This window comes from Neobacillus fumarioli NBRC 102428 (assembly GCF_001591485.1).
Classification (GTDB): domain Bacteria; phylum Bacillota; class Bacilli; order Bacillales; family Cytobacillaceae; genus Neobacillus; species Neobacillus fumarioli.
This window is the reverse complement of record NZ_BCUZ01000031.1, coordinates 1-26352: the sequence shown is the minus strand read 5'-3', so window position 1 is coordinate 26352 and position 26352 is coordinate 1. Positions and strand designations below refer to the sequence as shown.

Here is a 26352-nt window from a genome sequence, read left to right as displayed (position 1 = left end):
CTCCGTAATATTCCTACTCATAGTTAATCGACAGTCTCATATTCGCGCTTATTGCCTAATGAGAAAACAAATCCGCACTTTTAAACGGGAAAATATTTTATACATCATGCCAGAAACACAAGGAACCATACGAAACCTTCACTAGCTTTTATACCCCCATACACTCCTTCCTGGAAGCAAATCCTTTCATGTTATGTTAGAATAATCTTATATTCAGTCGAACTTTGGGGGTTTTTTCAACTATGGAATATCCAAAAGGAACAATTCAAGAACTTACCTTTTACAGCAATGAACTTAATGAGGAAATGACGTTATTGGTCTACCTTCCGGCAAATTTTTCTCCTCTATATAAATATTCATTGTTAATTGCCCAAGACGGGCGCGATTATTTTCAACTGGGCAGAATCGGCCGTCTGGCTGATGAACTTCTTTATGAAAAAGAAGTAGAGAATTTGATCATCATTGGGGTACCCTATAAAACGGTAGAGGACCGCCGCCGGAAATATCATCCTGATGGAGCACAGTATAAGCAATACATCCGTTTCCTTGCTCATGAATTAGTTCCCTTCCTTGATCAGGAATTTCCAACCTATCAAATGGGATCTTCAAGAGCGCTAATCGGGGATTCACTTGGTGCATGCGTATCATTAATGACGGCACTCGAGTATCCGCATACATTTGGCAAAGTGATTATGCAATCTCCTTATACGGACAATCGAATCATAGAATCGGTCAGAAATTTCACACAGCCGGAACTGCTGGAAATCTATCATGTCATCGGGACAAAAGAGACGGAAGTCAAAATGACTGATGGTAAGATCGGTGATTTCTTAACACCAAACCGTGCTCTTTCTCGTGAGTTTTCTAAAAAATCGTTTACCTATTTTTATGAAGAGTTTAATGGAACCCATACATGGACTTATTGGCAGCCAGATTTGCGACGTGCTCTTAAAATAATGTTTTAAGTCTTTTAATCGAGCAAATGATTTCATAAATTTCGAATATTTGTTATAATAGCAAGAAAGCTATTCATTTCTGCAAGATAAGAACTTGTTGAATGAACTAATAATGGAGGTATTACAATGAAATTTGGCGTTGTCATTTTTCCATCAAAAAAACTTCAAGATTTGGCTAATTCTTATCGAAAACGTTACGACTCCCACTATGCCTTAATTCCTCCACACCTCACATTGAAAAGTGCTTTTGAAGCAACAGAAGAGGAAGCAAAAGAATTTGCCGAAAAATTACGAGAAATCGCCCGCAATACGAATGAAATCTCTTTAAAAACAACGAAAATCAGCTCTTTTTACCCTGTTAATAATGTTATTTATTTAAAAATTGAACCAACAGAAGAACTTGTCAAATTACAGTCCGATATCAATCAAGAATCCATTGGACAAGAACAAGAATACGCGTTTGTCCCGCATATCACCATCGGACAAAATCTGTCCAATGAAGAGTATTCAGATGTTTACGGGCAGCTTCGGATGAAAAAAATAGAACATGAAGAAACTGTAGACCGCTTCCATCTGCTTTACCAGTTAGATAACGATTCTTGGACTGTATATGAAACATTCCGCCTTGGAAAATAAGTATAAAAAGCACATTCCAATTATATTTTGGAGTGTGCTTTTTATTGCCCTTTCATTTTGGTATGATTATCATGTGTTATTTTTTTATATCGAGGTTAACTAAATGAAAACTGTTGTGTATAACGATCATTTGCTCTCTCTTGAGCATATCAATCGCGCTGATTTACAAAAAATATATATAGCTGGAAAAAACGGAGAATTAACATGTCCCATTTGCCGGGAACACGTTCAGTTAAAATTGGGAATCCAAACGGAATTCCCTTATTTTTTTCATACTCAATCACCCGATAAACACTGCCCGGAAGCAAACGTGCCGGCAAAGCCAATAGATTATATTGAACAAAATGGTTTTAAAATACCTAAAGGAAGAGCGATTACGGCAACGACAAAAGAGTTAGACCATTTCAAACCTGCCAAAAGAATAACATACAAAATTCCGTTTACGTATGAAAATTTGGTTTTGACGGAAAATACTTCAGGATACATACAGCTGCTGGCAGAAGCAGGAATTGTGCTGGATGAAAATCAAGTTGCTGCCGTTACGGAAACAGAAGGTTCCCTGCTCGTTCTTGCCGGGGCCGGCAGCGGTAAAACACGGGTGTTAACAGCAAGAACCGCCTATATGCTCGAAGTAAAAAAGATCGATCCGCGTTCCATCATGCTCGTCACGTTCACAGCAAAGGCTGCTAATGAAATGAAACACCGGCTGTTATCTTATCCTAAAATTAAACGGGAACACGTTCATCGACTCGTGACAGGAACATTTCACAGCATTTTTTATCGCATTCTATTATTTCATGAACCACAGAATTGGGCTTCGGACAAGCTATTGAAAAAAGACTGGCAGCGCGAAAAAATCTTAAAGGAAGCCGGAAAAGAGCTCGATTTATCCGAAAAAGAATTTGCTTACGATTTGGCACTTCAACAAATCGGTTTTTGGAAAAACTCACATCTCTCTCCGAATGAAGTTAAGCCTGCAACCGAATGGGAAGAGCAAACAGCCCTTTTATATAAAAAGTATGAAGAAAGAAAAGCTGGTGAAGGATTGTTTGATTTTGATGATATGCTGATTGGCTGCTACCAGCTGTTAAAATCCTCCTCATCATTACTGGAATATTATCAAGAACGATTTCACTATTTTTTGATTGATGAATTTCAAGATATTAATAAAGTACAATATGAACTTATCAAACTATTATCAGGAAAACATAAAAATGTATGTGGTGTAGGGGATGATGATCAAGCTATCTATTCTTTCCGCGGTAGTGATCCTAGTTTTCTACTGGATTTTGAAACGGACTTTCCATCTGCTAAATTCATTATTCTTGAACAAAATTATCGTTCCGCCCATGAGATTGTTACGGCGGCAGGAGAAATGATTGCGGAAAATCGCTTAAGAAAAGCCAAAAGAATGCGGGCACAATTTTCATCTGGGGAGCTGCCGCTTCTATTTTTCCCTTATGATGAAGAGGAAGAAGCAACGATGATCTTAACCGATATTCAAGAACGAATATCCCAAGGGGAGAACCCTTCCGACTTTGCGATTCTTTATCGGACCAATGCCGGTTCCAGGGCCATATTTGAACGGCTGGCAACATCCAACCTTCCTTTTAAAATGGATTCAGATTCTTTCTATGACCGCTATATTGTAAGAGTTGCTTTGTCTTTTCTCAAATTAAGCGTAAACGAGGATGATCCGCAAAGTCTATGTGATATTCTGCCAATCTTGTTTCTAAAACAATCAGCGCTGCAAAGTATAAAAGCTAATAGTATTCTTATGGATTGCACTTTGCTTGAAGCACTTGCACAAATTAAGACTCCGCATGCATTTCAAGAAAAGAAAGTGAAAAGGTGCGTTTCCCTAATTCGCAAGTTAAAAGATTTATCCCCCATAATGGCGCTTGATATAATTGAAAAAGATATTGGTTTTCTCGATTTCCTGAAGAAACGCGGGAATGAATCCAATCAATTAGAAAAAGGGTCTGATGACCTTAAAGACTTGAAGGTGGCAGTGAAAAACTTTCCAACCATTTCCGCATTCTTATCACATGCCGCACATATGTCGTCTATGAATAAGGAAATCAAAAAATTAAGCAAACATTTCTCTGAAGCTATTACTCTTAGTACGATTCACCGGGCGAAAGGACTTGAATTTCAGAATGTTTATCTTATCGGTGCCGTAGATGGCAGTCTTCCTCATGACTTTGCGTTAGATTCTTATCGAAATGGTGATTTTTCCGCACTGGAGGAAGAGAGAAGACTGTTCTATGTAGCAATGACAAGAGCGCGCTTACGGCTGTTTATTTCTGTTCCTGAGTATCGTCGGGGGAAGAAAGCTCACCCTTCAAGATTTCTTAAAGCTTTAAATAAAGAAAAAAGGCCAATTCTCAAGTAGAGAAAATGGCCTTTCCCTTTATTTCTTGTTATTCAGCATTTTGTTAATTGTATTGAAATCAATGCTTTTGCTATCTTGAATGATGCTTTTCACAATCTGGTCTTCCAACTCTTTGCTTACAGGTTTGTTGGCAAGCTGTGCTACTTTTTTAATGACACCGCGTACGGTTTTTTCGTCTTTAAAGTTTGCATTCTGTAATGAATTAGCTAAATCAAAAATGTCTTTCATATTTACGCCGGTTTTCTTTTCTATATTTTTAAAGAAACCATTATCCATGATGAATACTCACACTCCTTCATAAACTACTTTATTGTATGAAGGGGAACGTAAATGGTGATGGTGTATACAAAGAAAAGGCTGGCCAATTTTTGACCAACCCTTCCCACGTCAAGCTATCAGTAAATTAATACCAGCTTGCACCTACGATGATTAAAAGAATAAACAATACGACGATTAGTACGAAACCGCCGCCATAGCCGAAACCGCCGCCGTAGCCGTATCCGAAACAACCTCCGAAGCACATATACTTTTCACCTCACTTTGGTAATCTCATTATTAACATATGAAACCCCAAAATGAAGTGTATAGGCACACTCCAACCATATCAGCAATAGAATAAAAAATGAGCATTTATCCTTTAGGCTTAAACAACAATGCGCCGATAAAACCAAAAATGATTGCTGCGGAAATACCAGAACTTGTTACTTGAAACATTCCTGTCAAAACACCAATAATTCCATGTTCCTGGGCATCTTGAAGTGCACCATGGACGAGAGAATTTCCGAAACTTGTGATTGGAACCGTCGCACCTGCTCCAGCAAAATCAACTAATGGTTCATATAAGCCAAAGCCATCCAATATTGCACCCGCAACAACCAGTAAACTTAATGTATGTCCTGGCGTCAGTTTCGCCACATCAAATAATAGCTGTCCGATTACACAAATTAACCCGCCAACTACAAATGCCCAAAAATACATTGCGAGCATTTCATCACCTCATTTCTCATTCATCTCAATTGCAACAGCATGGGCGATACACGGTATCGTTTCATTTTGCTGAAAAGAAAGTGGCGACAACAAAGCTCCCGTTGCCACTACTAATATCCTCTTATATTTCCCTTTTTTCAGTTCATTTAATAAATGTCCGTATAAAACAGTTGCCGAGCATCCCGCACCGCTTGCGCCGGATTGGACCGGCTGATTGCTTTTATAAATTAATAAGCCGCAATCCTGGAATTGCTTGCGTTCAAGCTTAAGACCGCTTTTATTTAGCAGCTCAAAAGCTGTATCATGGCCAATCCGCCCAAGATCACCAGTCACAATGAGGTCATAATACGAAGGATCGAGCTCAAGATCACGAAAATGAGCCATGATAGTATCCGCAGCAGCGGGAGCCATAGCTCCGCCCATATTGAAGGGATCGGATAACCCCATATCGATGACCTTGCCGATCGTTGCGGCTGTTGTTACTGGATGGTTCATTCCCGGTTCATTTGGCTGCAATAATGCCGTTCCAGCGCCTGTTACCGTCCATTGTGCTGTCGGAGGCTTTTGTCCCCCATATTCAGTAGGATAACGAAATTGTTTCTCAACGGCTGCGTTATGACTGGAGGCACCGGTGATGACATATTTTGCCCCTTGATAGTTGACAACAAAAGATGCCAAAGCCAACCCTTCCATCGAAGTAGAGCAGGCTCCAAATAAACCAAAATAAGGAATCTGCATGGTTCTGGCTGCAAAACTTGAAGGGGTAATTTGATTGATTAAATCACCTGCAAATAAAAACTGGACCTTTTCTTTATGAAGATTTGCTTTTTTTAACGTAATTTTAATGGCTTCTTCCAGCAAAATCCGATGGGCTTTCTCATAAGACTCCTGCCCCATCCATAGATCTTCGTATAGTAAGTCAAAATCATTCGCCAATTTCCCATTGGCTTCAAAGGGGCCGCCGGTAACGCCTGTTGCTGTGATCATTGGCCGGTTATGGAATACCCATGATTGATGCCCTTTTAACAATTAGATAACCCCCCACATCGTTAACAGTGTTTTAATCAATGCAACGACAAAAGCTGAGAAGACCCCAAAGAGAATGACAGACCCCGCCAGCTTAAAAATATTCCCCCCGACACCTAGCACAAACCCTTCGGTTCGATGCTCAATACACGCGGAAATAACAGCATTGCCAAATCCCGTAACAGGAACAGCACTTCCGGCACCGGCAAACTGTCCAATCCGGTCATACACCCCAAATCCGGTAAGCAGCATGGATAAAAACACCATCGTGGCAACCGTTGGATTGCCGGCGCTTTGTTCCGTAAAATTAAAGAAATAAATATAAAAGTATGTGATGGCTTGGCCGACAACACAAATAATGCCGCCAACAAAAAATGCTTTAATACAGTTTTTTAATATAGGCCTTTTGATTTCATGTTTTTGCTGCAGGTGCTGATAGCTTTTCTGCTGAGGCGTCACTTTTTTTTGGTTGCTCGCCATGTTGATTCTTCCTTTCTTACTTAATATCTTCCGTCATTTTAATTAGTTCCTGTAAGCGTTTCTCAGCCTTTTTCTTGGATATTTTCCCCGATTTTATCTTCTCATCCAGTCTTACTGTTTCGAGAAAGATTTTATAGTCGCTGGACACTGTGAAGTTTTCTTTCGGATATTTTTTCTCCAGCATTTTCGTAATATCTTTTTCAATCTGTTTCATACGAAATCGGTACAAATGCTTTACCTTATAGGAAATAAGTGTGCCTTTTTTTCCTTTTATGACCGCGACATCATATATTTGCGGAAAGGAGCTTACATCCTTCTTGATGGCTTCCACATGGTTACGCTTCACACTTTTATCCGTAATCACCGGGGAAGGGTTGGTTGTTTTGATAAGCGCCAGCTGGCTGTTTTTGGCTGTTTGATTTTGGCTGCAAGATGTAAGCAATACAAGGCAAACCATTACAGTAAATGAACGAATTTTGCGCATAAAATTCCTTCCCTTTTCAAGATTTTACTATCATTCACACCATATAGTTTTTTCGACAATCGCAGAAATTATGACTAATAAAGAAAACTGCCTGGTAATTCACCAGGCAGTTTTCTTTTATTTATTTGTCTTTTTCCCGCAGCCGCAGCCTTTTTTCTTAATTGGCTTTGACGGCTGGAAAACCTTCTTAGTCTGTCTCTTTTCATTTTTCTTGATCACTTTTGTCTCTCCCTCTTTCTTTCCCTACTATATAAATATGACAATAAAATAAATCTTGTCTCAAGGCTCACCACTATTTTTCAACATAATACTGGACAATGGTTTCGAGTATCGAAGCTATTCCGCTAACGGCAAGAATTAGACAAATGGGAGCGGCACATCCTGGAAAAAGATAATAAAATACCACAATCACTGTGGCACACCAAATACCTGTACACCAATAGCAGCTGAGAAGTTCCCCGAAAAACCCTTTGATCCTTCCTTGTTTCGGTAGATAATAAATCTCCATTTGCCCTTCAGAATTTTCCTCTTGAACTTCGTCAAAGAAGGGCTCGCGTATAAATTCTGTAATTTTATCAAAGACAATCAGTCTTGTCAGCCTGAAGCTAGCAAGGGACAAAATAATCAAGTTTATCAAAGTTATTTTCATACATAACTGTCCTTTCATTGAATTAGCCTAATTTTGGCAAAAGAGGCAATTGTCCGTAACCCATAGGGGTCTTGTGAAATATGTTAGTAATGTAAGATATACCACGGATTAAGGAGGAAAAATAAATGGGTTGTGGAAAACACAATGATTATAATAGCGGCGGCAACTGTGTATGTGAAGTTGTTCGTGCGATAAAAGAAATCCAGGAAGCTGCTGTTAGTCCAACAGAATGTGCTGAATGTACCAGCTGTTTTAATGAACCGCTTGGTTCCCTTGTATCACCGACAAGAAGAGATCCAGTAGATACTCGCGTATTTGTATTAAAAAATGCGGATGGCACTCCGTTTCATGCATTTTTCAGCAATGAAATGAATGCTTGCGTATCGATCTTCTTCCGCGTAGAAGAGGTTTTCGATAATTGCTGTGCAACACTTCGTGTTTTAGTCCCTGGACGCAGGGAAGGCGGAACCTTCACCCCGGTGAATCTTGTTTCGAGCGGAGACAGATGCTGTGTTGACCTTACTAGAGTTTGCCAAGTAGAACGCTTCCGTGCTAGCAATGATTGTGTAACAGTAGATCTAAGCTGCTTCTGTGCAGTTCAATGTATCGCTGATGTCGATTTAGGAATTTGCAGTTCACGCTAAAAAATAAGCCAGTCGGAAAACGGCTGGCCTTTTTATTTTTTAACTTTTAATTCCAATCATCATTACATTGTTTAATTGTGAAACAGGTATGGTGATTGTCGTCTGGTCTGGAAATTGGATGGTTACCTGATCATCTGCGAAATTTGCCAAGTATCCTTGGTGATTCTGATCTGCGGTATAAAAAATACATGGAACAGGGGGCAAAGCCTTTGGGAAATGGAGCAAGTATTCCAATCTTTCTGTTAAGTTCATTTCTCTAAACGGTTTTACTCGTTTAAATGAGGAATGCCTTTTTTCTTGATGAGAAACTGCTTCATCTGGCGGCTGATTGGAGAGTTCCATTTGTACAGGCTCCTGTTGTTCTCCCTTTTTTGTTTTTCTCTTGCCTTTGGGTTCTAACATTTGTTCAAACCCTGACTGTTTTAATTCACTCTTGTTCGTATAGACTTCCTGCATATTAAGCGCGGCAGGAGGCCTAGAAAAGGGCTGATCAATATATAATAATGGTCCTTGGCTTCTATTGTTAGACACGGATTCCACCTCCATGATCATTTATTTACACTTTATATGTATGCAAACAGCCTATCGTCGTTAACATTGGACAAAACAAAAAGCCTGCATAAAATGCAAGCTTTTTCATTAACCTAGGACATGGTAACCGGAATCAACATGGATATTTTCTCCGGTAATTCCGCGTGAAAGATCACTGAACAAAAATACCGCAGTGTCGCCAACTTCTTCAGGAGTAGTTGTTCTTCTTAATGGCGCTCTTTCTTCAATTTCTTTTAAAATGGAGTTAAAATCACTTATTCCTTTGGCTGATAATGTACGGATTGGTCCGGCTGAAATGGAGTTTACGCGAATATTTTCTTTGCCAAGGTCAGAAGCCAAATAGCGGACACTTGCTTCTAATGCAGCTTTTGCCACACCCATGACATTATAGTTTGGAAGTACGCGCTCCCCTCCTAAATAAGTAAGAGTTACAATACTGCCTCCTTCTGTCATCAAACTGCGGGCTTCCTTCGCAACAGCGGTTAAAGAATAGGAGCTGATGTTTTGTGCTAATAAGAAACCATCCCGTGTAACATTCATATATTCGCCTTTTAATTCTTCTGTCTTTGCAAAAGCGATACAGTGCGCAATCCCGTGAATGGTTCCAACTGTTTCTTTAATTTCCGCAAAACATTTCGCAATGGCCTCATCACTTGTAACATCACATGGCAATACCAATGTGCCCTCTGCTTCTAATGAGTTGGCTAATTCACGTACACTGCTCTCAAGCCGTTCCCCTGCGTATGTAAACACTAAGCGGGCTCCGGCATTATGCAATGAGCGGGCAATCCCCCACGCAATACTGCGTTTATTAGCAACGCCCATAACGACAAATGTTTTTCCAGCTAAAGAGATCATAATGAAAAATTCCTCCTGAAATAATACGAGATATTAGTAACTGGTACTAATTCTACACTAATTTTGTAAAAATGAAAAGGAGCCTGATTTGTACGCTTCATAAAAACAACCTTTCATACGAAAACTAAAAAAAGAAAAAGGGGGGTAACCTTTGAAAATAGATATAATTGGAGATATTCATGGCTGTTTTAAAGAATTTAAAGAGCTCACCACTCAACTTGGCTATGATTGGGGAACCGGAATTCCCCTTCATCCTGAAGGCAGAGTGCTTGGGTTTGTCGGCGATTTAACAGATCGTGGACCTAAGTCACTTCAAGTAATCGAAACAGTTTGGGATCTTGTCCTTGGAAAGAAACTGGCTTACTACACACCCGGAAACCATTGTAATAAATTATATCGTTTTTTTCTCGGGAATAAAGTACAAGTTGCACACGGGCTTGAAACAACCGTTGCTGAATATGAATCATTAGATCACGATCAACAACGTTCGATTCGCCAAAAATTTATCGACCTGTATGAATCTGCCCCACTATATTTAGTGCTCGATCAGCAAAGATTAATCATTGCCCATGCGGGAATTAAACAAGATTTAATCGGCAAAAACAACTCAAAAGTAAAAACCTTTGTGCTTTATGGAGATATAACTGGAGAAAAGCATCCTGACGGTACCCCAGTAAGAAGAGACTGGGCGAAACACTATAACGGAGAAGCCAGCATTGTATATGGCCATACTCCGGTCAAGGAGCCGCGTATTATTCATAATACGTATAATATCGATACCGGTGCCGTATTTGGCGGAAAACTCACGGCTCTTCGATATCCGGAAATGGAAACAGTTTCTGTCCCTTCCTCCATGCCGTATGTACTGGAAAAATTTAAAGATTTTGACTAAAATATAGAGGCTGACCACCTATTAGGAGTCCGCCTCTAATATTGCTTGCATGTCCTGCGGAAGCGGTGCTGAAAAAGTCATCTCTTCATGGAAAAATGGATGGATAAACGTTATGTTTTTACAGTGAAGGGCTTGTCTTTGAATTCTTGATGGATCACCGCCATACAAGTCATCCCCCAGCAAAGGATGCCCTACATAAGCCATGTGGACGCGGATTTGATGTGTACGTCCAGTTTCAAGCTTAAGTTCGATGTGTGTAAATCCGGAGAACCTGGAAATCACTCGATAATGGGTACAGGCATATTGCCCATCATCACGGACTTCTCTTTCAATGATACTGTCTTGTTTCCTGCCAATTGGCGCTTCAATTGTACCGCGATCTTGGTGAATGGAACCGCCGGCAAAGGCTTCATACGTTCGTTTCACCATACCAGCTCTTTGCCGCATGCTAAACAAATGGTGAACATGACGATGTTTGGCTGCCAAAACAATTCCCGATGTATCTCGATCCAGTCTTGTGACAATATGCGCAGTGGCTTGCAAACTTTGTTTCTCGTAATAGCCGATTAAAGCATTGGCCAAGCTGCCTGTCGGATGCTCTCTGGAAGGGATGGTATTCATGCCAGCAGGCTTATTCATCACGATAATGTACTCATCCTCATAAAGGATGGAAAGCGGTATATATTCACTCATCATCCCGGCACTCGGGCTCTCCAGCGGAAAAATAACGGTTAAACAATCACCGGTTACTAGTTTGTAGCGGACATTGACTTCCTTGTTATTCACAAGAATCTTTCCGCCTCGAAATTTAATATCCGTTAGGGCTGTACGTGATATTTCTTCTTGCTTTAGGAAATCCTTAATCAATAATCCGGCATTTTGGTCATTAATCATCCAGTTTAATTGAAATCGATCTGTCAAATTTACGTCCCTCCGGCTTAATCATCAATAAAAGAATCATGGACTCTTTTCCAGAAAGGGAATGGCCGGAACCGAGCAAACCGGATTTTCTCTTCAGCAACCCTAAATTGAATCGATTTTACATCCTTGTGCAGTAATGTAAGATGGTCAATTGTCACCTGGAAGTCTGATCGATTGACCGGCTTTAAAATGCATGTATGATGGGCCGGCAGAATGAGCGGCGAACCCACGGTTCTAAACACTTTATTATTGATGGATGCCATTTCTGCTATTTGAATGGCGGAAATGGAAGGATGGATGATGGCCCCGCCAAGCGCCTTATTATAGGCGGTGCTGCCTGTCGGAGTCGAAACACATAGTCCATCGCCGCGGAATCGTTCGAAATGATCTCCACGTATTTCCACATCCATAACGAGGGTCCCTTCAACACTTTTGACGGTCGATTCATTTAATGCTAAATACCTTGATTCCTTTCCGGCATGACTGTAGCGGATGATCACTTCAAGAAGCGGGTATTCTACTACCTGATAAGGGGTTTTGGCGATTGCAATTACAAGCTTTTCAATTTCTTCCGGAAGCCAATCAGCATAAAAACCAAGATGCCCTGTATGAATACCGACGAAAGCCGTCTTACTTAAACGGCTACTATAACGGTGAAAAGCATAAAGAAGGGTCCCATCTCCTCCGATGGAAATAACAATATCAGGCTGATCCTCATCATACGTAAGATTAAAATCAAGCAAATAAGTCCGCATTTTATGCATCAAAATATTAGAGTTTTGATCTCCCTTTGATGTAATCGCAAATTTCATTTTTTAAACTCCTTATATCAGGAACGTTTCACCGTTAATTTTTTTGCTCCTGTTTTAATTCTTTTTTTCTTGTAAAAAAAGCCTGGGCTTCCTGGATTTCTCCGCGGATTAACGACATTTCTTCATCAAGGCGAAATGCGGCCTCTGCAGCCCGCTGGAGCCGCATTTTAATATCCGAAGGAAATGCACCTTTATATTTATAATTTAATGAATGTTCAATGGTTGCCCAAAAATTCATTGCCAGCGTCCTAATTTGAATTTCGGCGAGAATTTTCTTTTCCCCATGAATCGTTTGTACAGGGTATTGAATCACCACATGATAGGAACGATATCCGCTGATCTTTTTATGGGAAATATAATCTCTTTCTTCCACAATTTCAAAATCATTTCGGTTTCTAAGTAATTCGACAACTCGGTGAATATCGTCAACAAACTGGCACATTATACGAATTCCGGCAATATCCTGCATCTCTTCTTCCAATTTGTCAAGCGGTATTCCCTTTTGGTTGGCCTTATCCAGAATGCTTGCAATCGGTTTAACTCTACCTGTTACGAATTCAACCGGCGAATTGGAGGAATCAAGCTCAAATTGGCCACGAAGTCCTTTTAACTTCACTTTCAATTCATCTACTGCCTGCTTATAAGGAGCCAGAAATTGATCCCAATGCTTCATAATTTCACCTTCTAAAAAATACTTTCTGCTTTTTCGACCATTTCCTGCCCATAATTACTATTTCCCTTAATATTGCCCAGCACATACTCCAATTCATCTGTAAATGCGCACAGTTCGATTTCCTGATTGTCTTTACCGATCCATACTGGCAGTTTTTTCACCAAGGCTGTCTTTAATTGGGGCCAAATTTGCTCAGGCATATCGATATATGTATAATCATCTTGATCTTCCATTAAGTAAATAAAGGAAAAATGGTCAGAATCCACAAGGATTTGTTCAGCGGGGATTAAACCGTTTATGTCATCCTCTACTCGAAGAAACAGCCTGTTTTCATTACATTTAGCGTCAATAATTTTTATTCTTCTCTTCATGTCATTTACCTCCAACTTTACCATCCTATTTTAGCATAATTCAACGGATTCTCCCAGTGAATGTGTTAATCTAAATAACATAACGAATGATTAACATGAAGGGATTGACCTAAATGCCGCAAAATCTTGAAATTGAATTTAAAAATATCTTAACAAAGGCCGAATATGAAACGCTTTTGCATGCCTTTAACATTACGGAAGATCAGATTTTTTCACAAGAAAATCACTATTTTGATACATCCGATTTTGCTTTAAAACATGCAGGTTCGGCATTGCGAATTCGAAAAAAACATAATGACTATGAGATGACCTTAAAGCAGCCGTTAAAGAATGGGCTTCTCGAAACCAATCAGAAATTAAGTTTTCAGGAAACGAAGCAAGCCTTTCAAGGCAGATTGCCGGAAGGAGAAATTAAATCGAAAATTGAAAGCATGGCTATACCGTTTTCCAGAATCGAATATTTTGGATCATTACTAACAAACCGTGCAGAACTTGAATATAAAGGAGGCTTACTTGTTCTCGATCACAGCCTTTATTTGAATAAGGAAGACTATGAATTGGAATTCGAGTGCCAGAACTTTAAAGAAGGCAGTGAGGTTTTCTATGAACTCCTCAGACTTTATCGAATTCCCGAACGTAAAACAAAAAATAAAATTCAGCGCTTTTATGACAAAAAGTACTGTCAAAGCGATCATAGTTATTAATTCCCTTTTAAGCATATATTTCTAAAGACTGCTTCCGCTTTTTTCTATTAAGATGGACATACTTTGAATACATTAATCATGATGCGAAGACAGTTCTAGGCAATTCATTTGAGATATGAAAGGGTCATTGATAAAATAAACATACAATAGACATGAAGAGGAGTTGTCACATGATCGTGGAAAAGTTTACACCATTTGCTAGATTAGGGGAGGAAACTCTACAACATCTTGTGGACACTTTCTTTGGTCTTCTAGTCCCTGTTGCCGTTAACAAAATAAATATTATTAGGAATCCTGGTGAAGATTTTGAATAATTTATGGTCAGAAAATCCTAAGCAGCATTGTCAATGCGGGGATAAAAAACCGATTGAAATTTATATGTTTATTGATCCTTTGTGTCGCGAATGTTTGGCGCTGGAACCGATCATGAAAAAGCTGCATATTGAATATGGACGTTATTTCTCTTTAAAGCATGTTTTAAGCGGGAAATTGGCTAATTTAAATCTAAGCAGGAAGAAACCCTATGAAAGCATAAAGGATGTTCAGGAGAAAACCGCTGGCAGATCACGGATGTCATGTGACAGAGCAGCAAGGTCTGAATCTTCAAGACATGCACCTTATATTGTTTCGATTGCCCTAAAAGCGGCGGAACTTCAAGGAAGACGAGCCGGTATTCGATTTTTAAGACAGATTCAGGAAGTACTGTTTTTGGAAAAGCGAAATGCTTCTGACGTTGAAGTGTTAAAAGACTGTGCAGTACGAGCCGGACTTGATGTTAAAGAGTTTATCAATGATATTCACTCTGAAAGTACGGCCAAGGCTCTTCAGTGCGATTTAAAGATTACCTCCGAGATGGATGTTCATGAAACGCCTACACTTGTTTTTTTTAATGAAAATGTGGAAGATGAAGGCATTAAAATCATCGGCGCATACCCTTACGATGTCTATGTGCAAATCCTTGAGGAAATGCTCGATGAAAAGCCCGTCAAAGCATCTCCACCACCATTGGAAGACTTTTTAAATAATTATAAATTTGTCTCTTCAAAAGAAATTGCAGTCGTGTATGATATGCCTCTATCTCAAACCGAGAGGCAAATGAAAAAGCTGCTTTTAAAACAAGTGGTGGAGCAAATACCAGCTAAATACGGGACATTTTGGAGATATATCAAAAAATAGACAATTGTCGAACCCTGTAAACATTCGACATTTGTCTATTTTTTTGAACACATTTACATTAATAAAGAAAATGCCTTCAGCGTTTGGCTAGAAGGCATTTTCTTTATCATAAACAAAGGGATGGGAGAAATTTTTCACGGTCAAACAAAGGGGTATATGTTTGTTGTGATTAACTTCACATATTTACTATAGCATGGTACTGTTCATAATGGAATACACTTGTGCTTTAGTTCACATTATTGTCAAAAAGTCATAAAAACTTGAATTTAGCCATAGGTATGATAAGGAAAACTCGTTGATAAAGGTGGAATTATTACCGTGAAAAAACTTTCTTTCATCCTGATGTTGTTGTTTTTTCTAATCGCTTTTTTTCTGCACATTCTGGCATTATTAAAGATCTTTCCTCTATACATTAGTGTTCCATTGTTATTTGTCTCTATTTTCATGATGGTGTTTTCGTTTAATGAGAAAAGAAAATTTAAAGGATTTTAAAACGGGATTGACTAATGGCAGTCATCCCCGTTTTCAATTAATCCAGTAATAATTGTTCTAATTCAGCTAACTTTTCAGCAAATACTTTACAAGCCTCATGGATCGGTTGAGCACTCGTCATATCAACCCCGGCTTTCTTCAGCACCTCAATCGGATAATCCGAACTGCCTGCACTTAGAAAATCCAGATAACGTTTTACTGCCGGCTCTCCTTCTTCTAAAATTTGCTTGCTTAAAGCAGTAGCTGCACTGAATCCCGTTGCATATTGGTAAACATAATAATTGTAATAGAAATGTGGAATACGCGCCCACTCCAAACCAATTTCCTCATCTATCACAATATCCTGTTCACCGAAATACTTTTTATTTAATTCATAATAATCTCTTGTTAAAGATTCAGCTGTTAATGCTTCATTATTTTGTGCCTTCTGATGAATCATGTGCTCAAATTCCGCGAACATCGTTTGGCGGAATACGGTGCCTCTGAAGCCTTCTAAATAGTGATTTAACAGATAAATCCTCTTTCCTTCCTCATCAACGTTTTTTAATAGATAATCATTGAGCAAAGCTTCATTGCAGGTAGAAGCCACTTCAGCAACAAAGATCGAATAGTTCCCGTACGGAAAGGGTTGAGTTTTTCGTGTATAGTAACTATGAACAGAATGGCCAAATTCGTGAGCTAACGTAAACAAGTTATTCACATTATCCTGCCAGTTCAATAAAATGTAAGGGTTGGTTCCGTAAGCACCCGAAGAATAGGCACCACTTCGTTTCCCTTTATTTTCATGAACATCTACCCAGCGATTTTCGAAGCCTTCCTTAAGCACCTTTGCATATTCTTCTCCTAATGGCGCCAAGCCTTTTAAAACAAGCTCCTTCGCTTCATCATACTTAATTTCCATTTTCACATCTTTTACAAGTGGAGTATACAAGTCATACATATGCAGCTCGTCAAGTCCTAAAACTTGTTTTCGAAGCTTAACATAGCGCTGTAATAAATGGAGATTATCATTTACAGCACTTATCAGATTATCATATACAGACTCTGGAATATTGTTTGCCGATAGGGCTGCATGCCGGGCTGATTGATAATGTCTGACTCTAGCATTAAAGTTATTTCGTTTGACATTCCCGTTTAACGTACTTGCAAAGGTATTCTTAAAATTGCCATAGGTTTGATAAACGGCCTTAAAGGCATCGCGCCTTACTCTTTGATCTTTGCTTTCAAGGAAACGGATATAACGGCCATGAGTAATTTCCACTTCATCGCCATTCTCATCCTTGATGGACGGAAATTGTAAATCGGCATTATTCAGCATTCCAAAGGTATTGCTCGAAGCATTCATAACCTCGCCGGCTTCCGCGAGCAGCGCTTCCTGTTCGGCACTTAATACATGCGGACGCTGCAGATTAATTTCGTCCAGGGCGTGTTCGTATAACTTTAATTCTTGTTTTTCGTCCAAAAAGCTTTTGACCCTGTTTTCATCAATAGCGAGAATTTCCGGGACAATAAATGCCAAGGCACTCGCAGCCTGTGAGTATAAATTCTTCATCCGATCATCCATACCCTGATAATGCGAATTTGTCGTATCTTGGTCATAGCGCATATGAGAATATGTATACAGCTTGCCAATCCGCTCCAACAGCTGATCTTGAAATGTTAGTGCCTGATAAAGAATATCAGCACTTTCTCCAAGCTTGCCTGCAAATTCTTTAACTTTTGGAATTAATCCTTTTACCTCTTGAAATTCCTTTTCCCATTCTTCATCCGTAGAAAAAATATCTTCCAATCTCCATGTTTCTTCTACAGGAATTTCACTTCTTGCTGGTAGTGATTTTATAGCGGATTCATTTGCCATCTTCTTTCCTCCACTTCTAATTTGTTATAAAGAGCCTGTAATATTTATATTCTTCTAATGGCAGCTCATTTCCTTCAAAATCAGTGAAAAGAACTCAAGAGATCCTTCTATATTATGCCCAATCCAATGGTTTCATTTAAAGATTTGCAAAAGTCCTGCGTCTTTTTTGAAAAATCGCTCCTTTGCCTCTTCCTTCTCGCGATTTGTCCTAGGGATGATAAGTTTTCGCTGAGCTTGAAATACAGTAGCATTTTTTCTTCTTACGATCCCTAGCTGTTCCAAATGTCCAAAGTACTCCAATACAGGAACAAGTGGATTGGCATTTGCCATCTGCGGCAACGTTCTAATGGCAATCTCTTTTCGCTGCATTCTTTTATGAAATTGATGGCTTATTTCTTTTACGGTAATGATGTCATTCGGTTCCTTGTGAGCGAGAACATCTAAAAACAAATAAGTTTGCCAAATGACTGGAGGAGTTTGAATAAATATAGAACGGGAAACTGGCAGACCGATTTCAGGAGGAAATAGAATGGGATTAAGATTGTTTGTGTAGATTTCATGAAGGAACGATTTCTGCCTAGAGTTTACATACCTTGACCAATTAAACAGAAAATGATCAAGCTCCTTTTTCCAATCAATTAGATTGAACTGATGAACCGATGAAATTTCAAAGAAACTCTCTATGTGGATCATCTGAAGTGGAACGGTAATAATTTCACAAAGGGCATTTTTAGTTGAAACAGGTACAATTGATTTTAAAAGATGGAAATGTTGCTGCTCGGGGCAATAGCAAGGAATAAAAAATGATCCAGTATAGGAAGAGCGCAGAAAGAAGTAGTGAAAGTTTGATAGTGAAATAAGATTACGCTTTTTTATGTGAAGATGTTTAGCATCAAGAATCCAAAGCGGAATGTATCCATTTTGCAAATAATTTTCTGTTCTTTTGATAAATACATCCTCTGGAATCACGGAACATTGGTACTCTAACGCAAATTTCCTTTCATGAAGCTTAAACATAATATCGGGCCGCTGCTGAATTCTTTTATCAAAGAATTCCAAAACACTTGAGATTTTCTGGCGGTTAAGCCACTGATAAAGCTGACGTTTCCCCTCCACATGGCTCATGGTTTCGTTCTCGTACCACTCAAGACACGTTCCGCCCCGCTTATGTGCAAAATGAAATATCCGTTCATTTCCTAATTTCAGCGTAACATCTTCCCCACATACAGGACAGAGAAACTCTTCGTGATTTCTTAAGTGTACAAGCGTTGCTTTGTTGTAATTGTAGGCAAGGCAAATTTTCTTTCCTGTTTTTGTTATTGCCGTTAACAACTAACCTCCTCCTTTCTATACGTAAATATTCGACATTCTTTTTATAAATCCTTTTAACTTAATAAAAATACTAGAATAAGCAAAACCCAAGAATGCCGTTAACTCAACATTCTCGGGTTTTGATTTCAATACATTTTACATATGAAAATTGTCTTTATAGACAGACCCTCTATCTTACAAGACTCTTCCTAAAATATGTCCCCTTTGTAGGAGTTTATTGGTTATCTCCAAACCAGATGTTATCAAGTCCTGTCCGAGTGTCTGTCCAAACGCATACCAGACGGTTCGTCTGGGGAACAATCGCATTTCCAATATAGTCCCCAATTAAAGGAATACCTACGACATTAAACGTAGTCGTCGTAATGCGAGTGTTTGTAAATGTCTTTCCTCCATCCCTGGATGTGGCAAGAAAAACGTCAATATTAGGTGGATTTACCCGATTGGTGTAATAGGAAACATACACCGACCCATCTGATGGGGAAACAGTAATGACGGGGAAAAAGTTCTGAGATCCCGCCGGACTATTTGCAATATGTTTCGGTGTACTCCAATCTACGCCAAAGTTTGTGGAGACCGACATAAAGATATCGGAATAACCTTCTCGAAAATCTTGCCATACTGCGTAAACATTTCCCCGTGTTGTAGGTGTGTTTGAGATGTCCCCCGCCAGAGATGGGTATGTAAAACACCTAAACTGGTATCCTGGTAGTGGCGATGGTGGAACAACAACCGGTATTACCTGGGTTTCAGTTCCAAATGTTGCCCCACCGTCTTGTGATGTAATCGTGTTAAATGAGCTTGAACCAGACTGGGCAATCCAACCTGTGATTACGATTCCATTTAAGGTAATGGCAATCCCAGGGAATTCTTTAAATTCATTAACGGAAGAAAGAAGTGCTGGATCAAAGAAAGAATTACCTGAATTTTGGGAACAATTAAAGAAAATTGTATTACCAGGTAATAACATACTATAATCATGTGTATAAGCAGTGTAAATGTTTCCAAAAAACGGGCTAGATCCGGCCTTATCACTAACAACAATTACCTGTTCATCATTGACAAACTCTCCAAACCCTTGGTTCACCATAACAGGCGGTCCAAACGAAGATGCATTGTCTGTAGACGTATAGGTCACTACCGAACCACTGCCGGTATCATCAAAGGCGTGTGCTGCGATTACAAATGAACTAGGAAATATATAATCTATATGTGGCGACTCGATGCCAGTAAATCCGGTTGGTAACGGAAGTAACGTCGTAATCCATGTTACGCCTGCATTGATTGACCTATACACTCCAATATTCGGCGATCCTGTCCGATAATCTACTGCCACTACAACCATAATGGAGGGGTTTAGCCAGTTTACAGCGATAGATGGTTCAAACTGGCTACTAGCACTTGGTGAAATTTGTACATTTACCATATTTCATCCTCTCATGGATTGAGTTGTAAAATTTGAGTGAGTTGTTGTTGTAACACTTTCTCATGCTGAATGACGTTTCCGGATGAATCCGTTCCGAATACATTGATAACTGTATCTGTTGGAACTTGTCCAGTAACTAGAAATTGAACCTCATAAGCAGAATTACCAGCGATGTCAAAATTAAGCATTTGACTAGTGTTCGCATTCATATTTAGGGAATTGGCATAAACCAGGGATTTACTCACCAAACTATTCCATACGTAAATACGATAAACAACGTTAGATGAAAAACTAAGATTATTGTTATCAATGCTAATCATAAGATTCGATGCAGGAGCCATTCCTGTGTTCGTAATGATGCCGGTTGTTAAAGGCGTGAAACCAACACCTTGGTTATCGCCAAACCAGATGTTTTCAATCCCTGTCCGAGTGTCTGTCCAAACGGATACCAGACGGTTCGTCTGAGGGACAATCGCATTTCCAATGTAATCCCCAACGAAAGAAAGGTTTGAGAAACTAAACGAAGTCGTCGTCATGCGGGTGTTTGTAAACGTTTTTCCCCCATCCCTAGATGTAGCAAGAAACACGTCAATATTAGGGGGATCTACACGATTGGTGTAATAAGAAACATACACTGTCCCATCCGAAGGGGAGACGGTGAAGGCCGGGAAAAAGCTCATAGATCCTACCGGACTGTTTGCAATGGGTTTCGGTGTACTCCAATCTACACCAAAGTTGGTGTAGATTGACATAAAGATATCAGAATAACCTTCTCGATAGTCTTACCATACTGCGTAGACATTTCCTCGCGTTGCAGGTGCATTTGAGATATCCCCCGCCAGAGATGGGGATGTCAAACATCTGAATTGGTATCCTGGTAGTGGCGATGGTGGAACAACGACCGAGGCAACCATGGTTTCACTTCCAAATGTTGCCCCTCCATCTTGTGATATAGTCGTGTTAAATTCGCTTGAACCAGGATGCTGCGTAATCCATCCTACGATAATAATTCCATTTAAGGTAATGGCTATTCCAGGGAATTCTTCAAATTCATTGACGGAAGAAAGAAGAATTGGATCAAAGAACGTATTTCCTAAATTTTTGGAGCGATTGAAGAATATTGTATTTCCCGGTACAAACTGTGTGTTGTAACCGTGTATATATGAGGTGTAAATATTTCCAAAAAACGGGCTGGATCCGGCTTTATCACTGACAACAATCACCTGTTCGTCATTGATAAACTGGCCAAACCCTTGGTTTACAATGACAGGCGGTCCAAACGATGAAGCGTTATCTGTGGACGTATAGGTCACGATAGTACCACTAAGACCGTTAGGATCAAAGGCGCGTGCTGCGATAACGAATGAACTAGGAAATATATAATCAATCTGTGGTGACTCTATGCCAATAAATCCGGTTGATAACGGGAGTAACGTCGTAGTCCATGTTACGCCTGCATCCATAGACTTGTACACTCCAATATTCGGCGATCCTGTCCTAAAATCTATAGCCACCACAACCATTACCGAGGGATTTAGCCAATTTACCGCAATGGAGGGGGAAAATTGGCTACTAGTACTTGGAGAGATTTGTACATTTGCCATGGTTATTTTACACCCACTTATGGGTTGAGTTGCGCAATTTGCGTAAGCTGTTGTTGCAATACTTTTTGATAAGGAATAACGGTTCCGGATGAATCCGTTCCAAATACAGTGATGACGGTATCTGTTGGAATTTGCCCAGTAACTAGAAATTGAACCTCATAAGCAAAATTACCAGCGATGTTGAAACTAAGAATTTGACTTGAATTCGCAAAGATCGTCAGTAAAAATTGGCATAAACCAGCGATTTACTTACCGAACTATTCCATACATAAATATGATAAACAACGTTCGATGAAAAACTAAGATTATCGTTGTCAATATTAATTACAATATTCGTTGCAGGATTAACTCCTGTATTCGTAATGATGCCAGTAGTTAAAGCCATAAAAAGAACACCTCTTTAGAGTTTTTCTATAATATATGAATGAATGGTAGATGTGTGTGGACAACTCCCCTCTTTAGCTCGATTTCCGCATTCTGTAGTATGATTCTTCAGGCTTGATCTACGCAAAAGAAAAAACCCGTCACTTAGACGGGCTTTTCTATCTATAAAAGAGGAGATAATAATCTTGATGTGGATTCTAAAAGGCGAAAACCAAAATGGCGCTGGGAAAAAGTTTTCAGATCAATTTGTTTTGAATATTCAAGGTCGTGTAAATATTCTTCCACCAACTCCTGCGTACTATTGGTACGAAACAAAAACGCATTTACTTCAAAATTTAAATGGAAACTGCGCATATCCATATTAGCTGTTCCGATCGAGGCAAGTTCATCGTCAACAATAATGATTTTGCTATGCATAAATCCTCGTTCATATTCATAAACCTTTACTCCTGCCTCAAGCAGCTCTGGAAAATACGATCTTGAGGCATGAAAAACAATTCGTTTGTCAGGCCGATTAGGCATAAGGAGTCTCACATCAATCCCGCTTAGTGCTGCAATTTTTAATGCGGAAAAGATATCCTCATCAGGTATGAAATAAGGAGATGCAATCCACACAGATTTTTTGGCTGAAGTAATCATCGAGAAGAAAATATTTTTAATAACACTCCATTCATTATCAGGACCGCCAGGGATCAGTTGCACGCCTCCATGGTTTTTATGATCAAGTACCGGTGATAAATATTCATCCGTCAAAAAACTATGATTCGTCATATAATACCAATCTTGAAGAAAAATAAGCTGCAGAGATCTAACTGCTTCCCCTTTCAACATTAAATGGGTATCCCGCCAAAAACCAAAGCCTTTGTTACGCCCCAAATATTCATCACCAATATTTAACCCACCTACAAAACCTACGCTCCCATCAATAACAATGATTTTACGATGATTGCGGAAATTAAATTTATTATTCAAAAATGGAAGCTTTACCGGCCCGAAAGTAACCGTTTCAATACCGGCGTTTTTCAGTTCATTTATGTATGACTTTTTTAGCTGCCATGAACCTACAGCATCAAACATAAAGCGGACTTTTACACCTTGTTGTGCTTTTTCAATTAAAATATCCTTAATTTCATTTCCGATTCGATCATGCCGAACAATATAATATTCTAAATGAATATGATGTTTTGCCTGTTTCAATTCTTCAATAATATGACTGAAGGTTTCCTCTCCATTTGTTAATACTTTTGTTGCGGTATTAAAAGAAATCGGACTGTGGCCTAATTTTTGTGCTAGATTAAATAATCTTCCCTGGTGTTCTCTAAGCAGCTTCCGTTTTTCTTCACCCCTTGGGTCCCGATCGCCCTCAACAGTTAAATATGCCTGCTTATCAAGGAAATATTTCTTCCGGAACATTCTCTCTTTACGATAATTTCTTCCAAATAGTAAATAAAAGATAAATCCAACCAGCGGAAAGCCGCCTAAGACAACCAGCCACGTAATGGTTTGGGTTGGATGGCGATTTTCCAAGAAGATCACAAACCCAATTAAAATGACAGACAGCGTCATGATGACACTAAAAAATCCGAGTACACCGCTTTCCAACCTGTTGCGAAATAGAAACAAAAGTATGGAGAGAACAATTAAAAAAAGAATAACCCTTACTGTGTTTTTCATTGTCCTCCACCCCGCTTAGTGTTTTTTTAAAAGGTAAGAAAGTATAAATTTTGACTTCGAAAATTTTCCAGCTCCACAAGAAATGCTTCGACAGCATCAGCATCGCACGCCTAAAAGCGATAGCTTTTAGGCGGAGCGCCTATCCCCTCATTATGTACTCCTGCGCCATAGCTTATTCGAAGAGGTTTTTGTTCAGCTCGTCACATGTCTACAAGGAGGATGATTCGGAGAAGCAGGCAGCCTGACCAAGGCGCTTGCGTTTTTCTTTATCAAACAAAAACCGATTTCAGATTGAAATCGGCTGTTCTTAGCTAAAATGTTTCCTGATCACTTCAAAAACATCGCTTGCAATGATTTCTTTTCCATATTCTTGAATCCGATGAATCGTTAACTGTGTTTCATACCCGTACTCAAGTAAAATACTTAAGATATCATCAATATCATCTTCAGCGAATAACTCTTCAGGGAATTCTGTATATAGGTAGTATTTTCCCTCAAAATAATATAGTTTTGTTACTAAATGGTCCAAGCCTTCACGTTTAGAGAGACTGATCACATCCTCAAAATCTTTAAACGCAAGAATAAATTCCAGACCTTCTTCCGGCAATAATTCATCTTCATCATAGTCCGAATTAAAATGCTGGTCTAAAAGATCTTCAATTTTCTCATCCACAGGCAGATCTTTCATTTTGTCAACCGGAATAGGAAGTTCAAACTTTTGGCCATCCTTTGACAACTGGGCTTTCGTGATAAGAATCTCTAGCCCCTTATCAAGAGCCTGGACTTGAATCCATAAAGGACCTTCAGCAATAAACTCTTCCTCTTCATGAACCTCATCCATCATTTCCCAAAAAAGTTCTTCACTCCGCTCCCGGTTATACCAGATTTCTTCACGGTCGAAGCCTCTTTCTTCTATATCAACATAAGAAATATAAAATTTAATTGTATTTTCATTTATGCGTTCAATATCCATTATACTCTCTCCCTTCCATTATCCATATTGAAGGGACAAAATACCCCCAAGCAGATTATGCCTTTTAGTATTTATCCTTTTATTAGGGATAAAATGAAGTACTTTTGTACTTTCATTTTATGATAAAAGCAATAATAAGGGAAATAAAAAATCTAAAAATCGGAAAAACCATTATAATGCCTAGTTTCTCCAAATTTCACTTGAAATTACCCCTAAGGTTAATCAATTTTATAACATTTTATTTTATAAGGCAATACCAATTTATCCCCAATAATATACAAAAAAGACCTCCGATCAAGAGGCCTTATGTTTTTAATTAACCATCCGCTGTGCTTCCCTCAGTTGGTATGTTCTGACCTTTCTAGGCAAGAAACGGCGAATTTCATCTTCATTATACCCAACTTGAAGCCGCTTTTCATCAATAATGATTGGGCGGCGCAGCAAACCCGGATTCTCTTTAATTAATTTAAATAAATCTTGAAGCGGCATCGTGTCCAAGTTCACGTCCAGCTTTTGAAATGTTTTCGATCTTGTTGAAATAATTTCGTCTGTTCCATCTTCAGTCATACGAAGGATTTCTTTGATCTCCTCCATTGTTAAAGGTTCAGAAAAGATATTTCTTTCCTTGTATGGAATTTCGTGCTCTTCTAACCATGATTTTGCTTTCCGGCATGATGTGCAACTTGGTGAAGTGTATAATGTTACCATTTTGTCTTCACACTCCTCTTCCTTTTACAATCAATTTATTTATAATCCAATATATAGAGATAAACGCAAAGTAAAATGTAAATCATTCAATCTATAATTAAAATTATTACAAATAAGGAATTTATGTTATTTATTATACACCACGACTTCTAAAAAAGGTATCCTTTTTTCAAAAAAATATTGACCAAGCCAAACTGATGCAAAAATAAATTCATTATATAAGACGAATAAAATGAAGAAAAGTTTCAGTTATTTTTCATTTTTACATCTTGATGCTCACAAAAAAAATTTTCATTTTCACTCACATTTTTTGGTCAATGTAATCTTTACATTCTCATATATTCTTACTATCAACCATTTGAATTTAATGTTTAAACGAAAACGTATTCATTATTTTTTTATTTTCCTTTCTTTAATGAAATGCATCTTTTAAAATAAAGATATAGGATCTTTATGAATGGAGGGGTTTTGATGGGAACTTATATAGCAGATTTAGGGGTTGTGGCTGTGTTGATCATTGGGATTACAGCTGTAATGGGTGTTCTGGTAAATAGTTTAGGTGAAAAAGTATTTGGCGGAAAACACCGCAATAAATATGTTCATCAAAACGCCAAATTCCAAGCCGGCTGGAAGGCCGTAGGCGGTAAAAGACAGTAATAAGAAAAGCGCAAGCGCCTTGATCAGCCTT

At 38.9% G+C, this 26352-nt stretch carries 31 protein-coding genes; 10 read left to right on the top strand and 21 right to left on the bottom strand.

All coding sequences use genetic code 11. The annotated features are described in order from the left end of the window. The first annotated feature begins 242 nt into the window (after positions 1-242). The 3 genes from BFU02S_RS07390 to BFU02S_RS07380 all read left to right on the top strand — a co-directional run bounded on the left by BFU02S_RS07390 (position 243) and on the right by BFU02S_RS07380 (position 3987). Positions 243-965, top strand: a complete 723-nt coding sequence (locus BFU02S_RS07390; RefSeq protein ID WP_066368620.1) for an alpha/beta hydrolase — start codon at positions 243-245, stop codon at positions 963-965. 117 nt (positions 966-1082) lie between these two features. Further along, the gene (locus BFU02S_RS07385) at positions 1083-1592 is read left to right on the top strand and encodes a YjcG family protein (RefSeq protein WP_066368619.1); all 510 of its coding nucleotides are present in this window, start codon (positions 1083-1085) and stop codon (positions 1590-1592) included. A gap of 103 nt (positions 1593-1695) precedes the next feature. After that, positions 1696-3987, top strand: coding sequence for an ATP-dependent helicase (locus BFU02S_RS07380; protein ID WP_066368618.1), 2292 nt, complete (start codon positions 1696-1698; stop codon positions 3985-3987). 18 nt (positions 3988-4005) lie between these two features. On the opposite strand, the gene spoVIF is transcribed toward BFU02S_RS07380, so the two are convergent. From spoVIF to BFU02S_RS07350, 7 genes are all read right to left on the bottom strand, one after another. Then, complete coding sequence (gene spoVIF / locus BFU02S_RS07375; RefSeq protein ID WP_066368613.1) at positions 4006-4263, bottom strand: sporulation-specific transcription regulator SpoVIF; 258 nt, start codon at positions 4261-4263, stop codon at positions 4006-4008. Positions 4264-4390: 127 nt separating this feature from the next. After that, on the bottom strand, positions 4391-4510 hold the full coding sequence (locus BFU02S_RS16330) for a YjcZ family sporulation protein (RefSeq protein WP_084361024.1): 120 nt from the start codon (positions 4508-4510) through the stop codon (positions 4391-4393). A 107-nt stretch (positions 4511-4617) separates the two neighbouring features. Next, positions 4618-4974, bottom strand: coding sequence for a stage V sporulation protein AE (gene spoVAE, locus BFU02S_RS07370; RefSeq protein ID WP_066368612.1), 357 nt, complete (start codon positions 4972-4974; stop codon positions 4618-4620). Between the two features lie 9 nt (positions 4975-4983). Beyond that, a complete protein-coding gene (gene spoVAD / locus BFU02S_RS07365) occupies positions 4984-6003 on the bottom strand; it encodes a stage V sporulation protein AD (protein ID WP_066368610.1) in 1020 nt (339 codons plus the stop codon). Then, the gene (gene spoVAC / locus BFU02S_RS07360) at positions 6004-6480 is read right to left on the bottom strand and encodes a stage V sporulation protein AC (protein WP_066368608.1); all 477 of its coding nucleotides are present in this window, start codon (positions 6478-6480) and stop codon (positions 6004-6006) included. Between the two features lie 16 nt (positions 6481-6496). After that, on the bottom strand, positions 6497-6964 hold the full coding sequence (locus tag BFU02S_RS07355) for a YhcN/YlaJ family sporulation lipoprotein (protein WP_066368607.1): 468 nt from the start codon (positions 6962-6964) through the stop codon (positions 6497-6499). Between the two features lie 292 nt (positions 6965-7256). After that, positions 7257-7613 carry a DUF1360 domain-containing protein gene (locus BFU02S_RS07350; RefSeq protein WP_066368601.1) on the bottom strand — a complete coding sequence of 119 codons (357 nt, stop codon included), beginning with the start codon at positions 7611-7613 and terminating at the stop codon, positions 7257-7259. A gap of 125 nt (positions 7614-7738) precedes the next feature. On the opposite strand from BFU02S_RS07350, the gene BFU02S_RS07345 reads away from it, so the two are divergent. Continuing rightward, positions 7739-8257, top strand: coding sequence for a CotY/CotZ family spore coat protein (locus BFU02S_RS07345; protein ID WP_066368598.1), 519 nt, complete (start codon positions 7739-7741; stop codon positions 8255-8257). A gap of 39 nt (positions 8258-8296) precedes the next feature. Here the strand turns inward: BFU02S_RS07345 and BFU02S_RS07340 are convergent, their stop codons facing one another. Further along, positions 8297-8788: a CotO family spore coat protein gene (locus BFU02S_RS07340; RefSeq protein WP_066368597.1), complete on the bottom strand. Its 492-nt coding sequence runs from the start codon at positions 8786-8788 to the stop codon at positions 8297-8299. A gap of 108 nt (positions 8789-8896) precedes the next feature. Next, positions 8897-9670, bottom strand: a complete 774-nt coding sequence (gene fabI, locus BFU02S_RS07335; RefSeq protein ID WP_066368595.1) for an enoyl-ACP reductase FabI — start codon at positions 9668-9670, stop codon at positions 8897-8899. 148 nt (positions 9671-9818) lie between these two features. On the opposite strand from fabI, the gene prpE reads away from it, so the two are divergent. Next, positions 9819-10559: a bis(5'-nucleosyl)-tetraphosphatase PrpE gene (gene prpE / locus BFU02S_RS07330; RefSeq protein WP_066368593.1), complete on the top strand. Its 741-nt coding sequence runs from the start codon at positions 9819-9821 to the stop codon at positions 10557-10559. Positions 10560-10580: 21 nt separating this feature from the next. Here the strand turns inward: prpE and BFU02S_RS07325 are convergent, their stop codons facing one another. Genes BFU02S_RS07325 through BFU02S_RS07310 form a run of 4 tightly spaced genes read right to left on the bottom strand, consistent with a single transcriptional unit; the run spans position 10581 to position 13336 of the window. Beyond that, positions 10581-11453 (bottom strand): RluA family pseudouridine synthase, encoded by an 873-nt coding sequence (locus BFU02S_RS07325; protein ID WP_066368626.1) that lies wholly within the window; start codon positions 11451-11453, stop codon positions 10581-10583. A gap of 44 nt (positions 11454-11497) precedes the next feature. Further along, positions 11498-12292: an NAD kinase gene (locus BFU02S_RS07320; protein WP_066368591.1), complete on the bottom strand. Its 795-nt coding sequence runs from the start codon at positions 12290-12292 to the stop codon at positions 11498-11500. Positions 12293-12326: 34 nt separating this feature from the next. After that, the gene (yjbM, locus tag BFU02S_RS07315; RefSeq protein WP_066368589.1) at positions 12327-12965 is read right to left on the bottom strand and encodes a GTP diphosphokinase; all 639 of its coding nucleotides are present in this window, start codon (positions 12963-12965) and stop codon (positions 12327-12329) included. Positions 12966-12976: 11 nt separating this feature from the next. Beyond that, a complete protein-coding gene (locus BFU02S_RS07310; RefSeq protein ID WP_066368587.1) occupies positions 12977-13336 on the bottom strand; it encodes a UPF0738 family protein in 360 nt (119 codons plus the stop codon). A 113-nt stretch (positions 13337-13449) separates the two neighbouring features. Here BFU02S_RS07310 and BFU02S_RS07305 point away from each other — a divergent pair, with 113 nt between their 5' ends. The 4 genes from BFU02S_RS07305 (at position 13450) to BFU02S_RS17820 (ending at position 15708) form a co-directional block, all read left to right on the top strand. Continuing rightward, positions 13450-14040 carry a CYTH domain-containing protein gene (locus BFU02S_RS07305; protein ID WP_066368584.1) on the top strand — a complete coding sequence of 197 codons (591 nt, stop codon included), beginning with the start codon at positions 13450-13452 and terminating at the stop codon, positions 14038-14040. A gap of 170 nt (positions 14041-14210) precedes the next feature. After that, positions 14211-14354 (top strand): hypothetical protein, encoded by a 144-nt coding sequence (locus BFU02S_RS16670; protein ID WP_157075873.1) that lies wholly within the window; start codon positions 14211-14213, stop codon positions 14352-14354. Then, on the top strand, positions 14347-15216 hold the full coding sequence (locus BFU02S_RS07300; RefSeq protein WP_235842005.1) for a ClpXP adapter SpxH family protein: 870 nt from the start codon (positions 14347-14349) through the stop codon (positions 15214-15216). Before BFU02S_RS16670 ends, BFU02S_RS07300 begins: the two co-directional genes overlap by 8 nt. Positions 15217-15558: 342 nt before the next feature. After that, entirely contained in the window at positions 15559-15708 is a 150-nt protein-coding gene (locus BFU02S_RS17820; RefSeq protein ID WP_501193341.1) for a hypothetical protein, read from the top strand. A 37-nt stretch (positions 15709-15745) separates the two neighbouring features. Here the strand turns inward: BFU02S_RS17820 and pepF are convergent, their stop codons facing one another. From pepF to spxA, 8 genes are all read right to left on the bottom strand, one after another. Beyond that, the gene (gene pepF / locus BFU02S_RS07295; protein WP_066368579.1) at positions 15746-17566 is read right to left on the bottom strand and encodes an oligoendopeptidase F; all 1821 of its coding nucleotides are present in this window, start codon (positions 17564-17566) and stop codon (positions 15746-15748) included. A 132-nt stretch (positions 17567-17698) separates the two neighbouring features. After that, entirely contained in the window at positions 17699-18898 is a 1200-nt protein-coding gene (locus BFU02S_RS07290; RefSeq protein WP_066368577.1) for a competence protein CoiA, read from the bottom strand. Between the two features lie 214 nt (positions 18899-19112). After that, positions 19113-20321, bottom strand: a complete 1209-nt coding sequence (locus BFU02S_RS07285) for a sialidase family protein (RefSeq protein WP_066368575.1) — start codon at positions 20319-20321, stop codon at positions 19113-19115. An 11-nt stretch (positions 20322-20332) separates the two neighbouring features. Beyond that, on the bottom strand, positions 20333-21073 hold the full coding sequence (locus BFU02S_RS17270; RefSeq protein WP_235842004.1) for a hypothetical protein: 741 nt from the start codon (positions 21071-21073) through the stop codon (positions 20333-20335). A gap of 30 nt (positions 21074-21103) precedes the next feature. Continuing rightward, positions 21104-21835, bottom strand: coding sequence for a hypothetical protein (locus tag BFU02S_RS17265; RefSeq protein WP_235842003.1), 732 nt, complete (start codon positions 21833-21835; stop codon positions 21104-21106). A 636-nt stretch (positions 21836-22471) separates the two neighbouring features. Then, entirely contained in the window at positions 22472-23983 is a 1512-nt protein-coding gene (gene cls, locus BFU02S_RS07265) for a cardiolipin synthase (protein ID WP_066368572.1), read from the bottom strand. A 307-nt stretch (positions 23984-24290) separates the two neighbouring features. Then, complete coding sequence (gene mecA, locus BFU02S_RS07260) at positions 24291-24956, bottom strand: adaptor protein MecA (protein ID WP_066368571.1); 666 nt, start codon at positions 24954-24956, stop codon at positions 24291-24293. A gap of 312 nt (positions 24957-25268) precedes the next feature. Then, positions 25269-25664, bottom strand: a complete 396-nt coding sequence (gene spxA / locus BFU02S_RS07255) for a transcriptional regulator SpxA (protein WP_066368569.1) — start codon at positions 25662-25664, stop codon at positions 25269-25271. Between the two features lie 471 nt (positions 25665-26135). Here spxA and BFU02S_RS07250 point away from each other — a divergent pair, with 471 nt between their 5' ends. Then, complete coding sequence (locus BFU02S_RS07250; RefSeq protein WP_066368566.1) at positions 26136-26321, top strand: hypothetical protein; 186 nt, start codon at positions 26136-26138, stop codon at positions 26319-26321. The last annotated feature ends 31 nt before the right edge of the window (positions 26322-26352 follow it).

What these genes read in the sequence shown, in the direction of transcription:
- BFU02S_RS07310 (WP_066368587.1), bottom strand. Translation starts at nt 13,336, where the DNA reads ATGAAGAGAAGAATAAAAATTATTGACGCTAAATGTAATGAAAACAGG.
- BFU02S_RS16330 (WP_084361024.1), bottom strand. Translation starts at nt 4,510, where the DNA reads ATGTGCTTCGGAGGTTGTTTCGGATACGGCTACGGCGGCGGTTTCGGC.
- BFU02S_RS07325 (WP_066368626.1), bottom strand. Translation starts at nt 11,453, where the DNA reads ATGATTAATGACCAAAATGCCGGATTATTGATTAAGGATTTCCTAAAG.
- cls (WP_066368572.1), bottom strand. Translation starts at nt 23,983, where the DNA reads ATGAAAAACACAGTAAGGGTTATTCTTTTTTTAATTGTTCTCTCCATA.
- BFU02S_RS07320 (WP_066368591.1), bottom strand. Translation starts at nt 12,292, where the DNA reads ATGAAATTTGCGATTACATCAAAGGGAGATCAAAACTCTAATATTTTG.
- BFU02S_RS16670 (WP_157075873.1), top strand. Translation starts at nt 14,211, where the DNA reads ATGATCGTGGAAAAGTTTACACCATTTGCTAGATTAGGGGAGGAAACT.
- BFU02S_RS17820 (WP_501193341.1), top strand. Translation starts at nt 15,559, where the DNA reads ATGTTGTTGTTTTTTCTAATCGCTTTTTTTCTGCACATTCTGGCATTA.
- BFU02S_RS07345 (WP_066368598.1), top strand. Translation starts at nt 7,739, where the DNA reads ATGGGTTGTGGAAAACACAATGATTATAATAGCGGCGGCAACTGTGTA.
- spxA (WP_066368569.1), bottom strand. Translation starts at nt 25,664, where the DNA reads ATGGTAACATTATACACTTCACCAAGTTGCACATCATGCCGGAAAGCA.
- BFU02S_RS07385 (WP_066368619.1), top strand. Translation starts at nt 1,083, where the DNA reads ATGAAATTTGGCGTTGTCATTTTTCCATCAAAAAAACTTCAAGATTTG.
- spoVAC (WP_066368608.1), bottom strand. Translation starts at nt 6,480, where the DNA reads ATGGCGAGCAACCAAAAAAAAGTGACGCCTCAGCAGAAAAGCTATCAG.
- pepF (WP_066368579.1), bottom strand. Translation starts at nt 17,566, where the DNA reads ATGGCAAATGAATCCGCTATAAAATCACTACCAGCAAGAAGTGAAATT.
- BFU02S_RS07390 (WP_066368620.1), top strand. Translation starts at nt 243, where the DNA reads ATGGAATATCCAAAAGGAACAATTCAAGAACTTACCTTTTACAGCAAT.
- BFU02S_RS07250 (WP_066368566.1), top strand. Translation starts at nt 26,136, where the DNA reads ATGGGAACTTATATAGCAGATTTAGGGGTTGTGGCTGTGTTGATCATT.
- BFU02S_RS07350 (WP_066368601.1), bottom strand. Translation starts at nt 7,613, where the DNA reads ATGAAAATAACTTTGATAAACTTGATTATTTTGTCCCTTGCTAGCTTC.
- BFU02S_RS07305 (WP_066368584.1), top strand. Translation starts at nt 13,450, where the DNA reads ATGCCGCAAAATCTTGAAATTGAATTTAAAAATATCTTAACAAAGGCC.
- BFU02S_RS07285 (WP_066368575.1), bottom strand. Translation starts at nt 20,321, where the DNA reads ATGGTAAATGTACAAATTTCACCAAGTGCTAGTAGCCAGTTTGAACCA.
- mecA (WP_066368571.1), bottom strand. Translation starts at nt 24,956, where the DNA reads ATGGATATTGAACGCATAAATGAAAATACAATTAAATTTTATATTTCT.
- BFU02S_RS17270 (WP_235842004.1), bottom strand. Translation starts at nt 21,073, where the DNA reads ATGTCAATCTACACCAACTTTGGTGTAGATTGGAGTACACCGAAACCC.
- spoVIF (WP_066368613.1), bottom strand. Translation starts at nt 4,263, where the DNA reads ATGGATAATGGTTTCTTTAAAAATATAGAAAAGAAAACCGGCGTAAAT.
- BFU02S_RS07355 (WP_066368607.1), bottom strand. Translation starts at nt 6,964, where the DNA reads ATGCGCAAAATTCGTTCATTTACTGTAATGGTTTGCCTTGTATTGCTT.
- spoVAE (WP_066368612.1), bottom strand. Translation starts at nt 4,974, where the DNA reads ATGCTCGCAATGTATTTTTGGGCATTTGTAGTTGGCGGGTTAATTTGT.
- yjbM (WP_066368589.1), bottom strand. Translation starts at nt 12,965, where the DNA reads ATGAAGCATTGGGATCAATTTCTGGCTCCTTATAAGCAGGCAGTAGAT.
- BFU02S_RS07380 (WP_066368618.1), top strand. Translation starts at nt 1,696, where the DNA reads ATGAAAACTGTTGTGTATAACGATCATTTGCTCTCTCTTGAGCATATC.